Origin of the sequence: Oleiagrimonas sp. C23AA (assembly GCF_011759385.1) — a bacterium.
In the GTDB taxonomy this organism is placed as follows: Bacteria; Pseudomonadota; Gammaproteobacteria; order Xanthomonadales; family Rhodanobacteraceae; genus Oleiagrimonas.
On sequence record NZ_JAARLY010000002.1, the window covers coordinates 434,819 to 457,827 of the forward strand.

17 protein-coding genes are annotated in these 23,009 nt (G+C 63.5%); 12 read left to right on the forward strand and 5 right to left on the reverse strand.

The genetic code is table 11. The features are described 5' to 3' along the window. Window positions 1-17 precede the first annotated feature (17 nt). Window positions 18-2,621 (reverse strand): glycosyltransferase, encoded by a 2,604-nt coding sequence (locus tag HBF24_RS04920; RefSeq protein ID WP_167169794.1) that lies wholly within the window; start codon window positions 2,619-2,621, stop codon window positions 18-20. 172 nt (window positions 2,622-2,793) lie between these two features. On the opposite strand from HBF24_RS04920, the gene HBF24_RS04925 reads away from it, so the two are divergent. After that, window positions 2,794-4,518, forward strand: a complete 1,725-nt coding sequence (locus tag HBF24_RS04925) for a glycosyltransferase family 39 protein (RefSeq protein WP_167169796.1) — start codon at window positions 2,794-2,796, stop codon at window positions 4,516-4,518. Between the two features lie 4 nt (window positions 4,519-4,522). Here HBF24_RS04925 and HBF24_RS04930 read toward each other — a convergent pair whose 3' ends face one another. Continuing rightward, entirely contained in the window at window positions 4,523-5,173 is a 651-nt protein-coding gene (locus HBF24_RS04930; RefSeq protein WP_167169799.1) for a YrbL family protein, read from the reverse strand. A gap of 260 nt (window positions 5,174-5,433) precedes the next feature. Here HBF24_RS04930 and HBF24_RS04935 point away from each other — a divergent pair, with 260 nt between their 5' ends. The 8 genes from HBF24_RS04935 to HBF24_RS04970 all read left to right on the forward strand — a co-directional run bounded on the left by HBF24_RS04935 (window position 5,434) and on the right by HBF24_RS04970 (window position 12,992). Further along, window positions 5,434-5,832 (forward strand): hypothetical protein, encoded by a 399-nt coding sequence (locus HBF24_RS04935; RefSeq protein ID WP_167169802.1) that lies wholly within the window; start codon window positions 5,434-5,436, stop codon window positions 5,830-5,832. A 39-nt stretch (window positions 5,833-5,871) separates the two neighbouring features. Continuing rightward, window positions 5,872-6,378, forward strand: a complete 507-nt coding sequence (locus HBF24_RS04940; RefSeq protein ID WP_167169804.1) for a shikimate kinase — start codon at window positions 5,872-5,874, stop codon at window positions 6,376-6,378. Beyond that, a complete protein-coding gene (locus HBF24_RS04945) occupies window positions 6,375-6,842 on the forward strand; it encodes an isoprenylcysteine carboxylmethyltransferase family protein (RefSeq protein ID WP_240922198.1) in 468 nt (155 codons plus the stop codon). The genes HBF24_RS04940 and HBF24_RS04945 overlap by 4 nt, the downstream gene beginning before the upstream one ends. Window positions 6,843-7,332: 490 nt before the next feature. Further along, entirely contained in the window at window positions 7,333-8,433 is a 1,101-nt protein-coding gene (locus tag HBF24_RS04950) for a retropepsin-like aspartic protease (protein ID WP_167169807.1), read from the forward strand. A gap of 362 nt (window positions 8,434-8,795) precedes the next feature. Further along, window positions 8,796-11,462, forward strand: coding sequence for a pitrilysin family protein (locus HBF24_RS04955; RefSeq protein WP_167169810.1), 2,667 nt, complete (start codon window positions 8,796-8,798; stop codon window positions 11,460-11,462). Window positions 11,463-11,587: 125 nt separating this feature from the next. Beyond that, window positions 11,588-12,139: a hypothetical protein gene (locus HBF24_RS04960; RefSeq protein WP_167169812.1), complete on the forward strand. Its 552-nt coding sequence runs from the start codon at window positions 11,588-11,590 to the stop codon at window positions 12,137-12,139. Next, window positions 12,136-12,576 carry a hypothetical protein gene (locus tag HBF24_RS04965; protein WP_167169815.1) on the forward strand — a complete coding sequence of 147 codons (441 nt, stop codon included), beginning with the start codon at window positions 12,136-12,138 and terminating at the stop codon, window positions 12,574-12,576. Before HBF24_RS04960 ends, HBF24_RS04965 begins: the two co-directional genes overlap by 4 nt. A 95-nt stretch (window positions 12,577-12,671) precedes the next feature. Next, complete coding sequence (locus HBF24_RS04970) at window positions 12,672-12,992, forward strand: hypothetical protein (RefSeq protein WP_167169818.1); 321 nt, start codon at window positions 12,672-12,674, stop codon at window positions 12,990-12,992. A 145-nt stretch (window positions 12,993-13,137) separates the two neighbouring features. Here HBF24_RS04970 and HBF24_RS04975 read toward each other — a convergent pair whose 3' ends face one another. Then, window positions 13,138-13,605, reverse strand: a complete 468-nt coding sequence (locus HBF24_RS04975; RefSeq protein WP_167169821.1) for a Dps family protein — start codon at window positions 13,603-13,605, stop codon at window positions 13,138-13,140. 116 nt (window positions 13,606-13,721) lie between these two features. On the opposite strand from HBF24_RS04975, the gene hrpA reads away from it, so the two are divergent. Next, the gene (gene hrpA / locus HBF24_RS04980) at window positions 13,722-18,011 is read left to right on the forward strand and encodes an ATP-dependent RNA helicase HrpA (protein WP_167169823.1); all 4,290 of its coding nucleotides are present in this window, start codon (window positions 13,722-13,724) and stop codon (window positions 18,009-18,011) included. On the opposite strand, the gene HBF24_RS04985 is transcribed toward hrpA, so the two are convergent. Then, window positions 18,008-18,259: a hypothetical protein gene (locus HBF24_RS04985; protein WP_167169824.1), complete on the reverse strand. Its 252-nt coding sequence runs from the start codon at window positions 18,257-18,259 to the stop codon at window positions 18,008-18,010. The two genes, hrpA and HBF24_RS04985, sit on opposite strands and share 4 nt — an antisense overlap. Window positions 18,260-18,330: 71 nt before the next feature. Beyond that, complete coding sequence (locus HBF24_RS04990; protein WP_167169826.1) at window positions 18,331-18,636, reverse strand: hypothetical protein; 306 nt, start codon at window positions 18,634-18,636, stop codon at window positions 18,331-18,333. Window positions 18,637-18,907: 271 nt separating this feature from the next. Here HBF24_RS04990 and HBF24_RS04995 point away from each other — a divergent pair, with 271 nt between their 5' ends. Further along, window positions 18,908-21,028, forward strand: a complete 2,121-nt coding sequence (locus HBF24_RS04995; protein ID WP_167169828.1) for a bifunctional (p)ppGpp synthetase/guanosine-3',5'-bis(diphosphate) 3'-pyrophosphohydrolase — start codon at window positions 18,908-18,910, stop codon at window positions 21,026-21,028. Window positions 21,029-21,146: 118 nt separating this feature from the next. After that, window positions 21,147-22,940, forward strand: a complete 1,794-nt coding sequence (locus HBF24_RS05000) for a hypothetical protein (RefSeq protein ID WP_167169830.1) — start codon at window positions 21,147-21,149, stop codon at window positions 22,938-22,940. Window positions 22,941-23,009 lie beyond the last annotated feature (69 nt).

Genomic DNA, 23,009 nt, shown 5'->3' on the forward strand with positions numbered 1-23,009 from the left:
GGTGGCACGGGGCTTGGTTACTCGCCGCTGGCATCACCGGAGGTGTGCGCCACCCAGGCGCCGACCAGGGCCGACACGTACGGAATGGACTGCGCCGCCAGGATGCACATCCACAGCTTGCCCTCGATGTAGCTGCTGCCCGAGGTCAGGCCCATGCCGATGATCGCCAGCAGTAGCGCGATGGCCATGAAGCCTTCCTCGCGCACCGGCGCGAAGGCGGCCATGGCCGACTCGCTCATGCGCCGGCTCTTGGCGGTGACGATGAAGGCGGTCTTCTTGCGCGTCAAGCCGTGCAGGATGCCGCGCGCGATCGCATGCGACAGGCCCATGCTGGCAATCGATGCGGTGATGGTGTCGCGCCAGCTGCATGGCACGCGGGCGCGATACAGCACGATGCCGAAGATGGCCTTGGCGAAGAAGAAGCCGATCACCGGAATCAGGAACAGCTGCATCGGCAGGCTGAAATACTGCGGCAGCCCGACCATGCCAGCGGTCCAGAACAGCGCCATCATGGTGAAGATCAGGTGCAGCGCATCGGCAAACCAGCTGAACCAGCCGGTCAGGAAGTGGAAGCGCTGACCGCCCGACAGCGGGCCGCGCTTGGTCATCCAGTCCCAGCGGCCTTTCAGAATCTGCATCGCGCCGAAGGCCCAGCGATAGCGCTGGCTCTTGTAGGCCTTGAAGTCGGCCGGGGTCAGGCCCTTGCCCATCAGCTCGTCCACGTAGACCAGCTGGTAGCCGGCGTGCATCAGGCGCAGGCCCAGTTCGGCATCTTCGCAGATGGTCCATTCCGACCAGCCGCCGGTGCCTTCCAGCGCCGAGCGGCGCACCATGGTCATGGTGCCGTGCTGGATGATGGCGTTGCGCTCGTTGCGATGATGCATGCCGATGCGGAAGAAGCCGTCGTACTCCCAGGCGGTCCAGCGCCGGAACGTGTTCTTGTTGAAGTCGCGATGGGCTTGCGGGCACTGCACCACGGCCACCTCGTCATCGTGGAAGTAGCCGGTCAGGCCCGACAGCCAGTCCTTGCGCACCACGTAGTCGGCGTCGATCACGGCGATGACGTCGGCCTCGGGCGCGGTTTCTTTCAGGCCGAAATTGAGCGCGCCGGCCTTGTAGCCGGGCCACGGTTCCAGATGGAAAAAGCGGAAGCGCGGGCCCAGCTTCTCGCAGTAGGCCTCCACCGGTTTCCAGACATTCGGGTCCTTGGTGTTGTTGTCGATCACCAGCACTTCGAAGTTGTCGTACTCCAGCGCGGCCAGCGAATCGAGTGTGACCTGCACCATTTCCGGCGGCTCGTTGTAGCAGGCCAGGTGGATGGACACGAAGGGCTGACGCGCAGCCGGATCGGGCTCCAGCAGGCCGGCATGGCGAATCCAGCGCCGCCGCCACAGCACCTCGGTGAACTCGAAACCATTGATCAGCAAAATGGCCAGAATGGCGATCTGCGCCGGGAACAGCAGCACCAGCATGGCCCAGTCGAAGGGGCTCAGGTAGAAGTTGAAAGGCAAGGTGGCCGACCAAACAATCAGCCCGGCCGCCAGCTGGATCAGCGCGCAGAAGAACAGCCGTCCCATCAGCTTGAAGCGCGCAAAGCGCAAGGCGAACCAGAGCATCGGCGCGAACGCCAGCAGCACCGCGGCCAGCGCCTTCCACGGCCAGGCGGTGTCTTCGGTCACCGGGCCGGTGAACGGGAACTTCAGCTGGCGATCGGCGTTGAACATGCCCCAGTAGGCGCCGGTGCGGCCTTCGCCCAGGTTTTCCTTCCACGGCTGGTCGAACGCTTCCATCACGTAGTACTGGATGCCGCGCTCGCGCGCGACGTTGAACCAGGTGCGCAGGAAGATGGCTTCGTTAGAAATGGACGGATCGGCGTATTTGAAACGGTCGCCATTGGAGGGCCAGCCGATTTCGCCGACCACGATGGGCTTGTTCGGAAACAGCTGCTTCAAGTGGTAATAGCGCTGCAGCACGTCACCGATGGCCGCCTTGCGGTCGATGCCTTCCCAGTAGGGCAGCAGATGCACGGTGATGAAATCCACGTGCTGGGCCAGCTCCGGGTATTTCTCCCAGATGTGCCAGGGCTCGGCGGTGGACACCGGCTGGCGGATCGCAGCGCGCGCGCGGTCCAGGTACGTCATCAGCTCGGCCGGCTTAAGGTCGCCGCGCAGCAGCACCTCGTTGCCCACCAGCACGCGCGAGATGGTGTCCGGATAGCGCCGCGCCTGCGCGATCAGCGCGTTCAGTTCGGCGCTGTCGTGGGCCTTGCGCCGGTCAATCCAGGCGCCGCCCATCACGTCCAGCCCCTGTGCCTTGGCCAGACGATAGATCTGCGGATTCTGCAGCGACGAATAGGTGCGGATGCGGTGCGTGTACTTGGACAGCAGCTTCAGATCCGAGGCGATCTGCTTGTCGCTGGGAAACTTGTGCGCCAGCGGGCTCTGGTAGCGCTGGAACGCGCTGACGGCGAAACCGGAAATCTGGCCGTGCCAGTTTTCCGGACCATTGGGCCGGTTGGCCCACCACCACAACCCAAAGTTCAGGGTGGCAACGACGATGGCGATGATCAGCGCAGCGAGCAGGGGGTGCCGACTGTCCTTGCTGACTGGCTGTGTACTCAAAACCGGTATCCCCGAGGGTTACGCGAAAGACGCGAATCGTGAAAGATTAGCGAACGCCCGCAAAGGCCACAACGAAGCCGCGCCGCGGTGGTCAGGCCGGACTCAGGCAAATGACCAAGGTTTTATTGAGCATTTGCGCATAGCATGCGTGCTTGCACTGGATGAGAAGCTGATGTTCCGAGCCCTGACCGATGACACCGCCGCACGCCGTGCCCTTTACTGGTTCATGCTGATAGCCCTCGTGGTGCTGGCGGCGGGGCTTGGACTTCGCGGCCCGTGGCCGCCGGACGAGCCGCGTTTTGCGCTAGTCGCGCAGCAGATGGTGGATTCCGGTCACTGGCTGTTTCCGCACCGTGGCATCGAGCTGTACGCCGACAAGCCGCCGATGCTGATGTGGCTGGAGGCGGTGAGCTTCGAGTTGGTACGCAGCTGGCGCATTGCCTTCCTGTTGCCATCGCTGGTCGCCGGCATGGGCACGTTGGCACTGGTCTACGACCTGGGACGTCGACTGTGGAGTCCCCGCGTGGGCCTGGTTGCAGCCGCGCTGTTGCTGTGTGCACTGCAATTTACCAGCGAGGTGAAGCAGGCGCAGATCGATCCGCTGGAAATGTTCTGGATCACCCTGGGCAACTGGGGCTTGCTGGTGCATTTGCTGCGCGGGCCGCACTGGGGCGCGTTCTGGCTGGGCTGCTTTGCCGCCGGCTTGGGCGTGATCACCAAGGGCGTGGGCGTACTGGTGTTGCTGATGCTGCTGCCCTACGGACTGGCTCGCTGGCGTGGCTGGCGCGGGGTCGCCGTGATGATGCGCGGATCGTGGTGGCGCTGGGCGCTGGGCGCGCTGGCTTTCCTGCTGGCGATTGCCTTGTGGCTGGGGCCGATGTTGTGGGTGGCCTATCACTCCGGCCAGCCGGACTATCGGGCCTACGTCAACGACATCCTGTTCCACCAGACTGCTGATCGCTACGCGCATTCGTGGGCGCATGCCGAGCCGGTCTGGTTTTTCGCGCAAGTCATGCTGACCGAATGGTTTCCCTTGAGTCTGCTGGCGCTGGCCTGCGTGCCGTTGTGGCGCCAGGCAGTGCGCGAACGCGAGCCGCGCGTGCTGCTGCCGTTGCTGTGGTGGGCGCTGGTGTTGGTGTTTTTCTCCATTCCGCTGGGCAAGCGTTCGGTCTATGTTCTGCCGGTGCTGCCGATGGTGGCGCTGGCGCTGGCGCCTTACGCACAGCAGCTAATGGCCAGACGCTGGTTGCAGCGTCTGTGCATGGGGCTGCTGGTGGCCGCTGCGGTGATTTACATCGCGGGTGGCGCCTATGCCTGGCTGGTGTATCCGAAGGCGGCGCGGCGCCTGGCCGCCAGCTACGATCTGGCCGCGCAGGGCAAGCTGTTGTGGTGGATAGTGATGGCCGTGGGAGTGTCGCTGGCCGCCACTGCACTGGCCATGCGTCGGCGTGGCGGCATCGTTGCCCTGCTGGCGGGCATGTTGGTGGCGCGCGTGGTGTGGGTAATGGGCACTTACCCGCTGCTCGATGCCAACCAGAGCACACGCGCGATCATGCAAAGCGCCTTCCAGGCCATCGGGCCGCAGGGTCAGCTGGCGCTGGTGGGCTGGCGCGAGGAACTGCTGTTCCAGGCCCACCAGTTGCATCATCCGGTCGCTGAGTTTGGTTTTACCCGCGCACCCGCCGCGCAGCTGTCCGATGCCTTGCGCTGGCAGGCGAAAGCGCCGCACACCCGCTGGGTACTGATCGAAACACATGCGCTGGGCGCGTGCATCGATACCGGCAAGACGCGTCTCATCGGCACCGCCAACCGCACCACCTGGTGGTTGTTCGACCGCGACGCGGTAAAACCCGCCTGCCGCAATGCACGTGCACCGGAGCGGGCTTCGGCGCACTGACGCCTCAAATGTTCACGCTGGCGTGGCGCTTATCAACCCGCGTCGGCCCCATGGTACGCAGGCGCGCCATCACCTTGGCGAATTTATGGCGCGTGCGCGCGGCGTTGTGACGCTGGCTCATGGAGCAGTGCGGAATGAAGTTCTTCTCGCCGAAGCCATCGATCATCACCAGCCTGGGACCACCGGCCGAATCGGTGCCAAAGACCAGGTTCCAGGGGTGGAAATCGCCCAGAATCACGTTGTGCGTCAGCAGGCCCGTCAGAAGATCATCCAGGTAGGCTTGGATTTCCGGAGTAAGGCCGTCGCGCTGTACCCAGGCTGCTAGGGTGCAAGCTAGCGAGCCATTGGCATCGCGCACGGCTTCCACGACCTGGCCCACGCCCAGGTCGGTTTCGACGATGCCTACGACACGGGCGATCGGTGGCAGACGGTCGGGGGCGTGATGGCGCGCCGCCAGGTATTCCTTGAACTCGCGCACAAACCCCTGATACGGACCGGTCCGTGCCAGGCGCCGGTACCAGCGGCCGCGCCGCCAGCGGTCGGCGACGACATCGGCGCGGAAAACCTTGACCAGCAGGTCATCACGTTCGGGATGTTGATACACCAGTCTCAAGTGGCCTGATGCCACCGGCTGGCTGGAGCTCAATTCGATCATGCGTACGGCGTTACCAGGACGGCCAGCCGGGATGGCTGCCTAAGGCTACGCTAAGCATAATGAATCTGAACCGATCAGGTTACTAATTCTTTTGTCGCACCTGTGTCATGCGCCTGAAGCATATTGCGTGGACGCACGTGGGCGACCATAGTGGCTCTCAGAGTCCCCCATGGAGCCGTCAGGCTTGCCGCAGCGCGAAGGTGGCGGCCGGCACGACGGAGTGAGCACGTTCCCCCTTTCGCGAAGCGGAGGATGTCGGGATGTATCGCATCGTGTGTGGGTTTGTTGTCGCAGCACTCTGGCTGCCGGTGGTGCAGTGGCTGGTGGTGGATGGATACAACGGCTTCTGGTTTGCCTGCGTGGCTGCCGGAACGCTGGGTGTAAGCGTGATTTTCGGTGTGCCGTTGTTCTTGGCCCTGCGTCGTCATCTTGGTGCTGGATGTTGTCTGCTGGCCGGGATGGGGCTGGCCGCCGTGGGCGTGCTGGTGTTCGGTCTGGCTACCAACATGGCCGCGGCGATGCGCTGGGGCGGGGTATTTCTCATCGTCGGCCTGATCTCGGGCGCGTTGTTCTGGCTGGTCGCGGTGTGGCATAACCCCCGTGTGCAAAAGCTGGCGCGTGCCACGGTGACACCCATACGTCGGGCAAGGCCGGGCTAGAGGTCGGCACACCGATGGACTAGGGAAGGGGCAGCAAGGATGCCGGGACGCATCGTTATCTATGGCAATTCCGGGGCCGGAAAATCCACTCTGGCGCGGGCGCTGGCCGAGCGTCACCGGTTGGCCCACCTGGATCTGGACACGCTGGCCTGGCAACCCGGTGCCACGCCACCCCAGCGCATGCCATTGGCGCAAAGCCGCCAACATCTTTACGCCTTTCAGGCCCAGCATGCGCGTTGGGTCATGGAAGGCTGCTATGGCGACCTGGTGCGCGAGGTCGCCGATGCCGACACGCTGCTGGTGTTCCTCAATCCCGGCATCGAGGCGTGCCTGCAGCACTGCCGGCGGCGCCCGTGGGAGCCACACAAATACGCCAGCGCCGAGGCCCAGCAGGCCAATCTTGGCATGCTGCTCGATTGGGTGAGGGACTATCCGCTGCGTGAAGATGCCTGTGGCTTGCGCGCCCATCGCCAGGTATTCGATCAGCACCGTGGCCCACGACGGGAAATTCGCCACCCGGTTCAGGCCGACGAGGTTATCGCATGAGGCCTCGGTCATTCAGGCGCATCGCGTATCTGCCACCGCCGGTGATCATGTTGCTGGTGATGCTCGTCATGACGGCGCTGGCAGCCTTGTATCCGGGACCGGAGCTACCGTGGCCGGCGTGGCTCGGGTGGCCTGCGTTGGCGCTGGGGCTGGTGCTTAACCTGTGGCCCAAGCGCGCGTTCCGCCGCGCCGGCACCACCGTCAATCCGTTGCATCCCGAGCGCAGCCAGGCGCTGGTCACGGGTGAGCTGCACCGCATCTCGCGCAATCCCATGTACCTGGGCCACGCCGTGATCATCACCGCATGGGCGCTGGCCTTGGGTCACCTGCTGCCGTGGCTGGGTGTGCTGGTCTACGTGGTGTGGATCAGCTATTTCCAGATCCAACGCGAAGAGCGCCTGCTGGCGCGCCGCTTCGGTGCCGCCTATGCCAGCTACTGCACCCGAGTACGGCGCTGGGTTTGAATTGGTCAAGGAAAGTGCCTTTCTCCATGCCGCTGTCGGTCGTTTCCGTAAAGGCGTGCGTGCATATGCTGCCCGTCCAGAAATTTTATGTTCGCAGGGAGTTCGTGATGTTTGATGTCAGAAAGGAGCAGATTCTATGCATGGCCGTTTGGTGCACCATATGCGTGGTCCTCTATATCGCCATAAAATTCAACACCTACCTGTTTGTGGCTGTGGTGGGTGCAGGGACCGGCCTGGCTGGAAAACTTGGGTGGTATTGGTCCTCTCGCCGATCCCATGACCGGTATCGATGAACATCGATAGGTGGGTTTTCTTATTCTCCACGAAGAGAAGTCCTGGCTCTCCTCTCTCGCAACGCTAAGTTTTGACTTTAGGGCAAGGTGTCAGTGGGTTTAGGTCGTGTTATATAAAGGGTTTCGTGTGCATTTTATTTCGCGAATCCACTTAAGATGATGTTTTTTGATATTGACCATGGAGTGGTTGGGTGGTTATGGAAAAAATCCATTTTTCCTGTTTTTTCTTTTGTGTATTAGCGATCCTGCCGATGGGAAAGGCTTTGGGGTGGACGCGTCCGGGTGAGGTCGCAGCGTCAACACGCGTAGGCGAACATCCATTTATGGAGCATAGAGGTAAATCGACGCAAGAACCTAAAGGCAAGGCCTATGGCGTAGTCGGGGGTGCTCATCGATTTGCAATCGAAGGTGGAGTGAAGTCCTTGGAGGGCCGCTGTCCGCAAACGAACAAGCCATACAAAAATGGCGCCAAGGCCATTCCTTTTCGCTTTATAAACAATCTAATATATGTTAATGCCAAGGTTGATGGTCATGATCTTTTGATGTTGTTGGATACGGGAGGCGGGACCTCACTGACGCCGCGGGCTGCTGCCAAAGCCGGAATGATGGTCCATCATCGTTTATTTAAACCAAATCTGTCCACCCCGAAGCGGCGCATGGCTTACGTTAAGGTTAAACATTTTCGGCTTGGTAAAAATATAAAAATAAAAGAAAAAACAATGCCTGTCGTAGCCCCTTTTGGATACCCTGTCGTTGATGGTATTTTAGGTTCTAAAACCTTCCATAACTTTGTTGTGACCATTGATTATTACCATAAATTAATATCTTTCATCAGGAAGTCGTCATTCCTTCCCCAGTGTGCTGGTGAGCCGATTGATTTGAGCTTCTTCTACACGACGTCAGATGGGGCTGTTGCAAAGCTACCCGTAGTTGAGGGTGTTCTTGATGGACTCAAGAGTAAGTTCTGGATTGATACGGGAAGCTGGCTGCCAGTGATCATGTTGACTCCCTATGCTGAGAAGCATGATCTGTACACGCGCTACCATGCATCTGAAGTGGCCGATAGCGCCTTGCGCGCAGGAGGGATACTACGCGCTCGCCGTGCCACTGGCAGATATCTTAGGCTAGGTAATGTCACGATCAGGCGCCCGCATCTATATTTGAGTGTAGACAAGGATGGACCATTTGCATTTGGCCGATTTGGCGGCAATATAGGTAGTGGTCTTCTTAAGAATTATATCGTCACGTTCGATTTTTCACACAAGCGCATGTATCTTCGAAAGAGTGATCAGCCTTGAGCTCACTTCGTGCCGACTATGAAGCCAAGGCTTGACCTAGTTCTATTTGCACTGCGACACGTTTATCGTGAATAGTGTAGATATTGCATCCGCAAGGCTGGCGGAGTTGGTCTTGAGGTTTTGGCGCGGTAACCTTTTGCTATTCTTGGATCAGCCTGTATTCGCATGCCTTATTCAAGTGCAATGAGGCGCATTTATAAATATAACTTTTCTTGGCGATGGTGGACGATAAATCTTTATCTGGCTCCATGACTTTTGGCCTTGCGTGATCCATGCTGTGACAGCAATATGAGTACTTCATGGGCCGGGGCCATGGGTGGCGCCGGCTGATATTGGCAAGCCCATCGACAAAGGACGGTTTCATGAAGCAAGTGGTACGACTGGCTGGCGCCATTGCGCTGGCATTGGGCGCGGCCAGTGCGGCCGGCGCGGTTCAGGCGCACGATCAGGATGTGACACGCGCCACGCTGAAGAACGGTCTGCGCGTGGTCATCGTGCGCGATGACCTTGCGCCGGTGGTGACCACACAGATGAACTACCTCGCCGGTGGCAGTGAGACGCCGGCAGGTTTCCCGGGCACCGCGCACGCGGTCGAGCACATGATGTTTCGTGGCAGTCCGGGACTTAGCAAGGACCAGATTTCCGCGCTGGCGGCCAACATGGGCGGCAATTTCAACGCCCAGACCATGGACGACTCCACGCGCTACTACTTCACCGTGCCCAAGCAGGATCTTGACGTCGCGCTGCGCCTGCATGCGCTGCGCATGCGCGGCGTGGACATGAAGGCGGCCGAGTGGAACGACGAGCGCGGTGCCATTGAGCAGGAGGTCTCGCGCGATCTGTCCAGTCCGATGTTCAAGGCGCAGACGCAGATTCGCCAGGCGCTGTTTTCCGGCACGCCTTATGCGCATTCGCCACTGGGTACGCGCGACTCGTTCAACAAGACCACGGCCGCGGCGCTGAAGAAGTTCCACGACACCTGGTACACCCCCAACAACGCGGTGCTGGTGATCGCCGGAGACGTCAATCCGAGCAAGACACTGGATGAGGTCAAGCAGCTTTTTGGCAGCATTCCGTCGCGCGCGGTGCCCAAGCGTCCTGGCTTTGATTTCACAGACGTGAAGTCAAAGCAGATCTCGATGCCGACAGATACCCCCTACGGCTTCCAATTGCGGGCGTACCGCATGCCCGGGTTGACCTCGACGGACTACGCCACAGCCATGGTGATGAGCGCGGCGTTGGGCTCACAGCGCGGGGCCTTGTTCGGCATGGGCATGGACGGCACTGCCTTGGCCGGTGGGTTTGGCACCAACTTCCTGCCGCATGGCGGCATCGCGTTCGCCTATGGTGTGTTCCCGAAGGGCGCGCCGGTGAAGGGCATCAGCAAACGCATGGATGCCATCCTGCATGCAGCCGCGACCAAAGGTATTGATCCGGCGCTGGTGGAGGCGGCCAAGCGCAAGGCGCTGGCCGATCTGGAGTACGACAAGAACTCGGTGGCGGGTCTGGCCAATGCCTGGTCTGATGCCATTGTCGAGCAGGGCATGTCCTCGCCCGATCAGGTACGTCAGGCGATCGAGGCGGTCACGCCGGCCAAGGTCGATGCGTTGGCGGCGCGCGTGCTGAAGGAGAACCAGGCCGTGGTCGCCACGCTGAGCCCGGAAAGCTCGGGCAAGCCGGTTTCGAGCAAGGGCTTTGGCGGCGCGGAAAGCTTCGGCTCTGCACCGGACAAGCCAGTGGTGCTGCCTGAGTGGGCACAGCAGGCCTTTGCCAAGCTGCACGTGCCCGATTCGGCACTCAAGCCCAGCGATTTCCATCTGCCCAATGGTCTGCGTGTGATTGTGCAGCCGGAGACGGTGAGTGACACGGTGTATGTGGCCGGTCGCATCAAGACCAACGAACACCTGCAGGCGGACGAGGACAACGCCGGTGTGGCCAGTGTGCTGGAGCGCCTGTTCAGCTTCGGCACCAAAGACATGAACCGGCTCCAGTTTCAGCAGGCGCTGGATGCGATCGCCGCGCATGAGTCGGCCGGTTCGGGCTTCAGCCTGGCGGTGCCGGCGGCGCATTTCGATCAGGGCGTCAAACTGCTGGCCTCCAACGAGTTGAAGCCGGCGCTGCCGCCCAAGGCATTCCAGATCGTCAAGCGGCAGAGTGCCCGCGTAGTGGCCGGTCAGTTGCAGTCACCTGACTTCCTCAATTCGCTGCACATGCTCAAGGCGCTGTATCCGAAGAACGATCCGGCCACGCGCCATGCCACGCCGCACTCGGTGATGGGCCTGACGCTTGGTGACGTGAAGGATTACTACGCCAAGACCTTCCGTCCGGATATGACCACCATCGTGGTGGTGGGCAAGGTGACGCCCGAGCAGGCCAAGGCGGTGGTGGCCAAGTATTTCGGTGGCTGGAAGGCCAGTGGCGCCAAGCCCAACACTGATTACGCCGCCGTGCCGGCCAACAAGCCTGCGCAGTTCAATACGCCTGACAAGACGTCGGTGCAGGACAGCGTGCAAATGGCGCAGACGGTGGATGTGACCGAGAACAGTCCGCAGCGCTTTGCCCTGAATCTGGGTAACAAGGTGCTCGGTGGCGGCTTCTATGCCTCGCGCCTGTACAAGGATCTGCGCGAAAAGCACGGCCTGGTCTACACCGTGGGTTCCGGTTTCAGTCTGGACAAGAACCGTGGCATGTATTCGGTGCAGTTTGGCTGCGATCCGGACAAGGTATCGGCAGCGCGTTCGCTGGTGGTGAGCAACTTGAAGCGCATGCAGGATGAGCCGGTGAGTGCGTCGGAGCTCAAGCAGGCCAAGGGCATCATGCTGCGGCAGATTCCGCTGAGCGAATCGAGCTTCGGCTCCATCGCCGGTCAACTGCTCAGCCTGTCGCTGGAGGGCAAGCCGCTGGACGCCATGCACGTAGCGGCCGAGGCCTATTACGGACTGACCGCCAAACAGGTACAGGACGCCTACGCCAAGTACATCCGTCCCAATGACTTCGTCACCGCCGTGCAGGGACCTGCGCCGAAGTAAGTCCTGGTGCAAGCCGGCCCGTCGTGAGGCGGGTCGGCTTCGGTTTGGATCAGGCTTCGCACTTGTGCACGTTGCACAGCACAGGTTGCGCGGGGCGTGGGCATGAAACACGGAAGGTTTCGCGTATGAACGTCGATGACATCCATGTGTGGTGGGCCGTCGCTTTTGCCTTGGTCGGGCGATTGTTGGACCTCGGCTCGACCTGGCTGCAAACGCCTTCACTGCGGCTGGAAGGCAATGCGCTGGTGCGCCGGTTTGGCTGGCCGTGCGCCTGGGCCAGTGTGCTGTTGGCGCTGGCCGGCTTCATATCGCCAGGCCTGGGGATCGTGGTGGCTGTGATGTCCTGCTGCGCGGCCGCCAGCAATATCCAGGGTGCTCTCATCGTCAATTATCTGTGCGGAGAGCACGCGTTTTCTGCCTTGATGGCACAGCATGCCAAACCCCTGAATCTGCGTCGGTCCCTGCGCGATACCTTGCTGCTGGCCTTGCCGATGCTGCTGGTGGGCGTGGCGCTGATGGTGACCCGAGACCGGCCACTGGATACCGTGGCCGGGTGTATTGGCCTTGGCATCGTCACTTACGTGCTGGGCGTGTCGGTGCATCGCACGCTTGGCCTCGTTCGCCGCTATCGTCGCGAACGTGTACGAGGGCGGTTGATGGAGCGCCCGACGGCATGAAACGGATCGGCGCAACGCCATCGATTCGCTGGCTGCCTCTAGGTGCGCAACTGGCCGATCACTATCGGGTGGGGTGTTTCCTTCTGATGGCTGCGCTGGTACTTGGGTTGGGTTGGACCGTTCCTTCGGCGCATGCGCATGGCATGGCTTTGTCAGCCCTGGCGGGCATGCTGCCTTCGCTGCTGGGCGGCATGCGCGCTTGGATGCCGCTGGATGCTTCGCAGGGCATCAGCGCGTCCGCGGTACGCGCCCACATGGCAGGCACGCGCTGGTGCTGGGATGGCGCCGGCTGGCATCCGCCGGGGGCGCGTGCGCTCAGGTTCGACAGCCAACGTGTGTATCTGGAAGACGGGCGGGTTTACGGCTGTGCGCTCAGCCTCGCCGGCATGCGCCGCAAGTTACAGCGCGAACACGCGCCGCGCCGCAGCATGCAATGACGGTCTGTCGGACGTAGAGTGGCCCGATAAAGCGTTGAGGGGCGCTTTGTATCCAACGGGCAGGGTGGCCCGGCACTCGTGACGAGGGGTAACACATGAAGCGTGTGATGATGGGTGTGGTGTGGTTTGTGGTGCTGTACGTGGTGGGCGCGGCCTTGATTGGCATCGGTGTTGGCGTAACGCAAGGGTTTGCGGCCGGCTGGGCGCATGGCGGCTCGATGGCGCTCAACTTCCATGAAGGCGCGCAGCGCGGCGCAGCGATTGGCGCGGCTTTGCGGCCGTATCTGTTGGCCTTGGCTGCTTTGCTTGCATTGGCTGGCACCTGGTCGGGTCGGTTGCCCGGCACGCACAAGCGCGGCGCAGAGCCGGTCGATCACGACGACGCTTCGGCACGAGGCGATATCCGCCAGGCCTGACAGCCGCATGCTCGGGCTGGCGGCAGACGCTTAGGAAAGCGTCGCTGGTTTGGTTATTCTGATGGCATGAAAAAGCCCGATCCGCTGGCGGACCGGGCTTTTGTTTTGGCGCCGGCGCCGCCACATCTGGGCGGGCCGGTGATGCTTACTTCAGCATCGAGCGCAGCATCCAGGCGGTCTTCTCGTGCTCCTTCAGGCGCCCGGTGATCAGGTCGGCGGTGCCTTCGTCGCCGTCATCGGCGGCCACGCGGATGGCCTGGCGGGCGGTGGCGGCGGCCGCTTCGTGGCCTTCCACCAACTGTTCGATCATGTTCTTCCAATCCGGCACGCCGGTCTCTTCCTTGATCGAGGTGAGCTTGGCGAACTGACTGTACGAACCGGGTGCATACACATCCAGGGTGCGGATACGCTCGGCCACTTCATCGGCGGCGGTCCACAGTTCGTTGTACTGCTCCTCGAACATGGTGTGCAGGCTGCGGAAATGCGGGCCGGTCACGTTCCAGTGGAAGCTGTGCGTCTTCAGGTACAGCGAGTAGGTGTCGGCCAGCAGCTTGGACAGGTGCTCGGACACCGCAACGCGTTCCTTTTTGGCAATACCGATATCGATGGACATTTGCACGCTCCTTCTAGCTTTGAAGTCGATGGGTTCACCATACGGTGTTGCCCACCGCGGTTGAAATGAATCTTGCTGATCCTTTCGATAGAGGACAGCTATCATGCGCCCCGAACATGAACGATACACATACCAAGTCGACAAACCTGAATCCTGGCGTGCTGCGCAAGCGGCTGGACCAGGTTGGCACCCGTGATTTCGGCCGTCTGCTCGGTCGCTGGCTGAAGCTCAAGCGCAGCCGCGATGGCGCCTCCAGCGAGAAGATGGAGGCACTCTCGCGCGATATCGAGGCCTCCATATCGCGTGCCAAGGCGCGGTTGGCGTCGCAGCCGGCGGTGACGCTGGATGAGTCGCTGCCGATCGCCGCGCGCGGTGAGGACATCATCGCGCTGCTGCAAAAGCACCAGATCGTGGTGATTGCCGGCGAGACCGGTTCAGGCAAGACCACGCAGTTGCCCAAGCTGTGCCTGGCCGCCGGGCGCGGCGCGCGCGGCCTGATCGGCTGCACCCAGCCGCGGCGTCTGGCGGCACGCTCGGTGGCGCGCCGCGTGGCCGAAGAACTGGGCACGCGCATCGGCGAGCAGGTCGGCTTCCAGGTGCGCTTTACCGAACAGGTGGGCGACGACACGCGCATCAAGTTCATGACCGACGGCATTCTGCTGGCCGAGACGCAGTCCGATCCGTGGCTTAGCGGCTACGACACGCTGATCATCGACGAGGCCCACGAGCGCAGCCTCAACATCGACTTTTTGCTCGGCTACCTGAAACGTCTGGCGGTCAAACGGCCGGATCTGAAGATCATCGTCACCTCGGCGACCATCGATACCAAGCGTTTCGCCGAGCATTTTGACGGCGCGCCGGTGATCGAGGTGGAAGGGCGCACCTATCCGGTGGAGGTGCGCTGGCGCCCGGTCGATCATTACGCGGGCGATGACAGCACACGCGGCATGGCGCAGGGCAGCGCCGAACATATTGGCCGCGCCCTGGACGAAATCAGCCGGGAAGACCCGCGTGGCGATGTGCTGATCTTCCTGCCCGGCGAACGCGAGATTCGCGATGCGCACCGGCTGCTGGAACGGCGCGAATATCGCGACACCGAGATTCTGCCGCTGTACGCGCGGCTCTCGGCCGGTGATCAGGATCGTGTGTTCCGGCCGGGTCCGAAGCGGCGCGTGGTGCTGGCCACCAACGTGGCCGAAACTTCGCTGACGGTGCCGCGCATTCGCTACGTGATCGACACCGGCCAGGCTCGCGTCAAGCGCTACAGCCAGCGCAGCCAGATCGAGCGCCTGCATGTGGAGTCGGTTTCGCAAGCCGCTGCCGATCAGCGCAAGGGGCGTTGCGGGCGTGTCGGCCCCGGCATTTGCGTGCGGCTGTATGACGAAATCGATTTTGTCGGCCGCAGCCGGTTTACCGATCCCGAGCTGCTGCGCTCATCGCTGGCCAACGTGATCTTGCGCATGCTTAGCCTGAGGCTGGGCGAGGTCGAGGATTTCCCGTTTCTGGATGCGCCCGAGCCGCGCGCCATCGGCGACGGCTACCGGCGCCTGGCCGAGCTGTCGGCGATCGACGACAAGCGGCGACTGACCAGCATTGGTCACACCCTGGCGCGCCTGCCCATCGACGTGCAGCTGGCGCGCATGCTGGTGGAGGCCAACGACAAACAGGTGCTGGCCGAGCTGATCACGCTGGTGGCGTTTCTCTCCGTGCAGGACCCGCGCGAACGTCCGACGGAAGCGCGCGCCGCGGCCGACGCCGCGCACAAGGCGTTTGTCGATCCCAAGTCCGACTTCATCACCATCCTTAGGCTGTGGGAGGCCTATCGCCAGGCACACGAAGAGCTGACCCAGTCCAAGTTGCGTGACTGGTGCGGCCGGCACTTTCTTTCCTTCATGCGCATGCGCGAATGGCGCGAATTGCATCGCCAGTTGCTGCTGGTGGTTCGCGACCTGGGCTGGCGCACCGCCAAGCATGAGGATGCCGAGACACTTCCCGCTGCTGGCGGGGGGCGAAAGGGAAGAGGTAGAGAAGCCCGTGGCAAGGGCGCTACCCCTCCCCAACCCTCCCCTGCGAGCAGGGGAGGGAGCGCGCGCGGTGATGCCGCGACTGCGACTGGTGGTGCCGGATCTCCTCCCCCTGCCGGCAGGGGGAGGCAGGGAGAGGGTAGAGACGTTCGCGGCAAGGGCGCTACCCCTTCCCAGCCCTCCCCTGCGAGCGGGGGAGGGCGTCGGCATGAGGGCAAAGCGGAAAGGTCGCCGCGTGCGCTGGCCGCGGCGATGCGTTCGGCCAGCCGTGGCGACACCACGGCGCGCGATGACAAACGCCATTCGGCGCAGGCTGCTTCGGCCGTTGCCGAACCACTGGCTGCCGATTACGAGCTGATCCATCGCAGCCTGATGGCCGGCTTGCCGACCCAGGTGGGCCACAAGGACGAAAAGGGCATCTTCCGCGGCACGCGCGAGCGCAAGTTCCAGGTGTTCCCAGGTTCGGGTCTGGCCAAATCGCCGCCCAACTGGATTTTCTCGGCGCAAATTCTGGATGTGGGCGGCCGCGTCTGGGGCATGTTGTGCGCGCGTATCGAGCCGGCCTGGATCGAGCAACAGGCCGCGCATCTGCTCAAGCGCAACTGTTTTGATCCGCATTGGGCGCGCAAGCGCGGTCACGTGGTGGCCTTCGAGCAGGTCAGCCTGTTTGGTTTGACCCTGGTCGAGCGGCGGCCGGTGAATTTCCACGATCAGGATCCGCCGCTGGCCCACGCCATTTTCCTGCGCGAAGCACTGGCGCGTTGCGATATCGACCTGCGCGCCGATTTTGTGCGCGGCAACGCCAAGGTGATTGCCAAGGCCGAGGGGCTGGAGGCCAAGCAGCGCCGCGAGGGCTTGCTGAAGGGCGAGGAAGATCTGGCCGCGTTCTACAACGGCAAGCTGCCGCCGGATATGTCTTCGGCCAAGGCACTGGATGCGTGGTGGCGCAAGGCCTCGCCCGCCGCGCAGGCAGCGTTGCGCTGGTCGCTGGATGATGTGCTGGACGTGTCGCCAGACCTGGACGCCGGCGCGTTCCCGCCGGCGCTGGAGCTGGATGGTGTGCGCTATCGCCTGCAGTACCGTTTCGTGCCGGGTGACGAGGCCGATGGCGTGACCCTGCATTTGCCGCTGGCCATGCTCAACGCGCTGCCGCCGCGGCGCTGCGAGTGGCTGGTGCCGGGCCTTTTGGCCGACAAGGTGGCCGAATTGATTCGCGGCCTGCCCAAATCGCTGCGGCGCAATTTCGTGCCGGCGCCGGACTTTGCGCGCGCCTTCGTCGAGGCCGAGGCGGCGCGTGACGAGCCGTTGCGCGAGGTGCTGGCCGCGTTCCTGAAACGCGCCACCGGCGTGGATATCGACGCGGCGGCCTTTGCCGACATCGACTTGCCCGATCACTTGCGCATGCGTTTTCGCCTGCACGATGACCAAGGCAAAACGCTGGCCGTGTCGCGTGACCTGGAGGTGCTACGCAGCCGCTACGAGGATCGCGCGCGCGAGGCGTTCTCGCGCAAGGCTGATGCCGAGCTGATTCGCGAGGACGTGCACGGCTGGGATTTCGACGAGATTCCGCGCAAGGTGCGCTCGGAAGGGCGCATCGATGCCTACCCGGCACTGGTCGACTTGGGCGCCAGCGTGGCTCTGCGCGTGTTCGAGCGCGAGGACGAGGCGCTGGCCGAGCACCGTCGTGGTGTCGAGCGCCTGCTGCGGCTGGCGCTTACCAGCGAGTTCAAGCGCGCCCGACGTCAGTTGCCGATTGCCAATGCGCTAGCACTGAAATACACCCCGCTGGGCACCATCGACGGCCTTCGCGAAGACTTGGCGGAAGGCGGTTTTGATGACTTGCTCGGAGAGGCCGAACTGGACGTGCGCAAGCGTGCCGATTTCGAGGCCTTGCGCGCCGAGCTGGCGCGCGCGTTGTTCGGCGCGGCGATGGCGCGTCTGGAAAAGCTAGAGCCGATCATCGAGGCGCAAGCCGAGATGAAGCCGTGGCTGGAGCCGCCGCTGATGGGATACGCCACGGCCGCCTACGATGACCTGCACGAGCAGCTCGACGGGCTGCTGGAACCGGGCTTTGCGCGCACCTTGTCCCGCGATCGCCTGGGCCACTACCCGCGCTATCTGCGTGGTATGCGCCTGCGTGCCGAGCGCCTGCGGCAGGACGCGGCCAAGGACCAGCAGCGCATGTTGCAGGTATTGCCGTACTGGCGTGCGTATCTCAATCATCGCGCCGAAGATGCCGGCACGCCCGGTGACCGCGAGATGCTGCGCTGGCTTATCGAGGAGTGGCGCGTGTCGCTGTTCGCGCAGGAGCTGAAAACCGCCGAGCCGGTATCGCCCAAGCGCCTGGCGCGCGCGCTCAAGGCGCTGGAGGAAAACGCTTAAGCGTGCGTGGCGCGCAAGGCAACGCTGGCTATCGCCAGAAGCAGGGCGGTGATGGCAAGGCTGATGCGAGTGCGCGATCGCCACGTGCCGGCACTGAGTGGTTCATCCACTGCCATCGCACTCGCTGCGGCGAGCATACCTGCGGCCATAGTGAAGTTTTCGGGCCGAGGACCTGCCACCAGCATGCCCAGCGCGCTTAGCAGCATGCCAGCGGTTCGCTTGTGATGTGTCGCGAGCTTGTGCTTCATGGACGGCTTCCTAGCATATGTAGCGGATGGCGCAGTCGTCTGCCATGACGATGAACCGCTGTGGCGAAAACTTACGGATGCGTGATGTGCATCCATGTGGCCACAGTGATCAGCACCATGCCCAGGCGGCCGATCCAGCGCGCCGAAAGGCAAGGGCGTATGCCTTGCTCGCGGTACGCCTGGGCCAGCTCCTTGAGGGTGGCGGTGAAAAACTTGCCGCGCGGGCGCGGCTGGAAGGCTAGTGCGTAGGCCAGGCAAACGCCGCCGGCGGCGTCGATATAACGGCCTTGGGCGACCGTGTAGGTGTAGAAGTCCTGCACTGAAAAGGCCAGGCAACTCAGCGCCATCACGCGGGTTGAGGATAATCGCAGCTTCATGTCGAACAAGCCGGCGCGCTTCGGCGCCTGCCGCGCCGTAGACACTGGCCTACGGCGACCATGCCCTCATCCAGAACGCAAGTCTGTGAATGTACAGGCCGTGAATACATCCGCTGGTGGCTCCCTGCCTTTGAGATCCAGACAATTTGCGATTCAGGCTCACCTTAGCGCTGACCTCACGTGAAGGACAACTAAGCGGGTGGTGCCCAGGTCTTGTGGTATGCGCTTGCGTGCCTTCGCAGCCTGAGGCTTTCGTACTAGTCTGAGCGCCATGGTCTCCACCGTTTCCAGTGATATCGCCGCGCTGCACGCATGGCTCGATCGACGTCCGGCGCTCGCGGCGTCGCTGCAGGCGTGCGCGGTGCTGACGCCGGCGCAGGCCGAAGAGTGCCAGGTGGTGCTCGGGCTGCTCGATTCGCTGGGTTGTGATGACGACACCCTGGCAGCGGCGTTGTGGTTTGCGGTGGCGCAGGTCGATTCAGACGTATGGACGGCCAAGCGCGACGAGGTCAATGCCTCGGTGAAGCGGCTGGTGGAAGGGCAGCAGTCGGCCGAGCGCGTGTGGGTATTGCATGCCGAGCACGGTGGCGCCAGCGAGGGTCTGCGGCGCCTGCTGCTGGCGATCATCCGTGATTTGCGCGTGGTGTTCATTTTGCTGGCCCGGCAGCTGGCACGCATGCGTGGTGCCGCGCGGCTGCCGCCAGAGCAGGCCGTGTCGCTGGCGCGCCTGACGGCAGATATCCATGCGCCACTGGCCAATCGCCTGGGCATCTGGCAACTGAAATGGGAGCTGGAGGATCTGGCGTTCCGCCATTTGCAGCCCGATACCTACAAGCGCATCGCCAAGCTGCTGGACGAGCGTCGCGCCGATCGCGAGAGCTTCATCGCCCAGTGCATCGATGAGCTGGGTACTGCCATGTCGCGCAGCGGCATCCGCGCCGATCTGGCCGGCCGCCCCAAGCACATCTTCTCCATCTACAAGAAGATGCAGCGCAAGGAGCTGGCGTTTTCCGATCTGTATGACATCCGCGCGGTGCGCGTGCTGGTGGTGGATGTGGCCGCCTGTTACGCCGCGCTGGGCGTCGTGCACAGCCTGTGGCCGCATCTGCCGGGCGAGTTCGACGACTACATCGCCCGCCCCAAGGGCAACAACTACCAGTCCCTGCATACCGCGGTGATCGGTCCGCACGGCAAGACGCTGGAGGTGCAGATTCGCACCCACGCCATGCACCGCGCCGCCGAGCTGGGTGTGGCCGCGCACTGGCGCTACAAGGAGGGCGGCGGCGGCGACGCCGAGTTCGAAAAGCGCATCGCCTGGATGCGCAAGCTGCTGGAACAGCGTCAGGACGACGATGCTGGCCTGATGGACGATTTCCAGAGCGAGCTGATCGAGGATCGGGTGTATCTGCTGACCCCGCGCGGCGAGGTGATGGATCTGCCGCGCGGCGCCACGGTGCTGGATTTTGCCTATCACGTGCACACCGAGGTGGGGCATCGCTGCCGGGGCGCCAAGGTCAACGGGCGCATCGTGCCATTGAGTTTCCAGCCGGCCAGCGGCGATCGCGTCGAGATTCTTACCGGCAAGGTGTCCGATCCCAGTCGTGACTGGCTCTCGCCGCACCACGGATACCTGCACACCGGCCGCGCGCGCGAAAAGGTGCGCATCTGGTTCCGCCGCACCGCGCACGAGGCCAACCTGGCCGCCGGCCGCGCCATCTACGAGCGCGAGATGAAACGCCTGGCGCTCAGCACCACGCTGGCCGACAAGCTGCCGGCGCACTTTGGCCTCAAGAGCCAGGATGAGCTGCTGGTGGCGCTGGCCCTGGGCGAGGTGACCGCCGGGCAGATTGCGCGTGCGGTACAGGATCTGTCTCGCCCGGCGACCTCGGTCACGCAGTCGGCGCCGCCGGTGCAGCCCAGCCGCCACACCCAGGCCGATACCAGTGCGCTCAGCATCGAGGGCGTTGGTGACCTGATGACCACGCTGGCGCGTTGTTGTCAGCCCTTGCCGGGCGACGCCGTGCGCGGCTTCATCACGCGCGGGCGCGGCGTTTCCGTGCATCGCGCCGATTGCCCTTCGCTGGCGCGGCTGGCGCGGCGCGACCCCAAGCGCATCATCGAGGTCTCCTGGGGGCGCGCGCCCGAGCACGCCTATGCGGTGGATATCCAACTTACCGGCTACGATCGCAAGGGTCTGCAGAAAGACGTGACCGGTCTGATTACCAACGCCAGCACGCCGATCATTGCCTCCTCCAGCCGCGTGTTCACGCGCACCGGCGAGGTGGAGATGCACTTCACCTTGCGTGTGCGCGATTTCGAGGAGTTGTCCACGCTGCTGGCGCGCCTGGGCGCGCTGCCCAACGTGATCGACGTGCGTCGCATCACGGGCTGAGCGGCGTTTGAGCCCGGCCGGGTGGAATTTGCCGCGTCGCGTGTTGTCACATGTCAGTTAGGCCGCTTCAGCGATGCTAAGCTGCCGCGCTTTGAGTCTGTTCACCGGTTTAGTTCCGATGAGTCCCAACGACCGTTCCCGCGACCGAGGTCGCACCGAGCCCAGCCTGGGCGATATCGACCGTATCGACGAGCCGGCAGGCGCGCCTGCACCCGCGCCGCCGCCGCGCGTGGATGCCGACGCCCGCCGCACGCGTGAGCGTGTCGCGCACACCGATGACGATGTGGCCATGCCGCCGCCGGGGGGGGCGCGTGCGCGCCGTGAACGCGCCGCTGCCGCCGCCGCGCCGTCGCCGGAAAGACCGGCGTCGCGACGTCGCTCGTGGTTGCCGGCGATCATCATCCTGGTGGTGATCGTGGTCGGGGCGCTGGCCTGGATCAATCAGGACCGCCTGCGCGCGCTGTTTCCGCGCACCCAGTTGAACAGCATGCTCGATCGTGCCGACAAGGCCCTCAAGAGCGGCGACCTGGAAGGCCATGACGGCAACAGCGCGCGCGAGCTCTACGAGGCCGCCCGCGCCCTGGAGCCCGACAACGATCGCGCGCTCAACGGCCTGCAGAAAGTGGGACATGCCGAGTTGGATCGCGCACGTCAGGCGCTGGCCAAGGGCGATCGCCAGCAGGCCGAGGATGCGCTGTCCGATGCGCGCGAGCTGCTTGGTGGCGGTCAGGATGTGGATGCCGTGGCCGCCAAACTGGATGCCATTCGTCGCTCGCAGGCGCAGATCGAGGATCTGATCGTCAAGGCGCAGGACGCGCTGGCCGAGGGGCAGCTTACCGGCAACGACGGTGCCGCCGCGCTGTATCACCAGATTCTCGATGCCGATCCGGACAACGCCATCGCCCGGCATGGCCTGGACAAGATCGGCGATGTGCTGGCCGGACAGGCGCGTCAGCAGCTCAAGCAGAACGACCTGAAGGCCGCTGCCGACACCGTGGCGCAGATGAGCCAGTTGATGCCCAACTATGGCGACTTGCCATCGTTGCGGGCCAGCGTGGTGCAGGCGCAGAAGCAGGCCGATGCGCAGGTTCAGCAGCACCTGGACGCCGCCAAGCAGGCCATGTCGGCCGGCCATTTCACCGGGGATGGCGATGACAACGCGCTGGCGCAGTATCGCGCCGCGCTGGCGGTGGACGCCGACAATGCCGAAGCCAAGGCGGGCATCGGTCATGTCGCCCAGGCACTGGTGGTGCAGGCGCAAGCGGCGATCGAGGCCGGCTCTGCCGATCAGGCCGCTCAGTTGCTCGATCAGGCCGCCAAGCTGACCCCGAAGTCGGCTGATCTTGCCGCGGCACAATCGCAGTTGGCCGCGTTGAAGAAGCGCCAGGCCAGCCAGCCGGCCGCCGCCAGCAGCGCCAGTGCGGTGGCCAGTGACGACAGCGCGCCAGCGGCGCCGGCAAGCGATCTGAGTCCGACCGATCAGGCCAAGCTCGACAAGTTGCTGGTACGCGCCAAGGTCGCCGCGCAGGCCGGTGACATCATGAGCCCGCCTGGCGCCTGTGCGTATGATCTGTATCGCGCTGCGCTGGCTATCGATGGCAACAACGCCAAGGCGCTGAGCGGCCTGCAGTCACTGACCCATGTCAGCGAGCAGCTGTTTACCAAGGCCTTGCAGTCGGGCGACCTGGACAAGGCTGGCGAGGATCTTGAAACCATCGATCAGCTTGATCCGGGCGACAGCGCCACCGACGACCTGCGCCATCAGCTGGCAAACGCCTGGCTGGATCGTGCCGACAAGGCCATTGATCAAGGGCAGGATGGTCAGGCGCTGAAGGCGCTGGCGCAGGCGCGCAAGCTGTATCCGGATTCGCCACGCCTTAAGGCAATGTACGCGCGGCTGGGTGGCGCCTGATCCAAGGTGCGCGTGGCGGGCTTGCTGGGAAAACGGCGCGTCCTTTTGGGGCGCGCCGTTTTTGCGAGC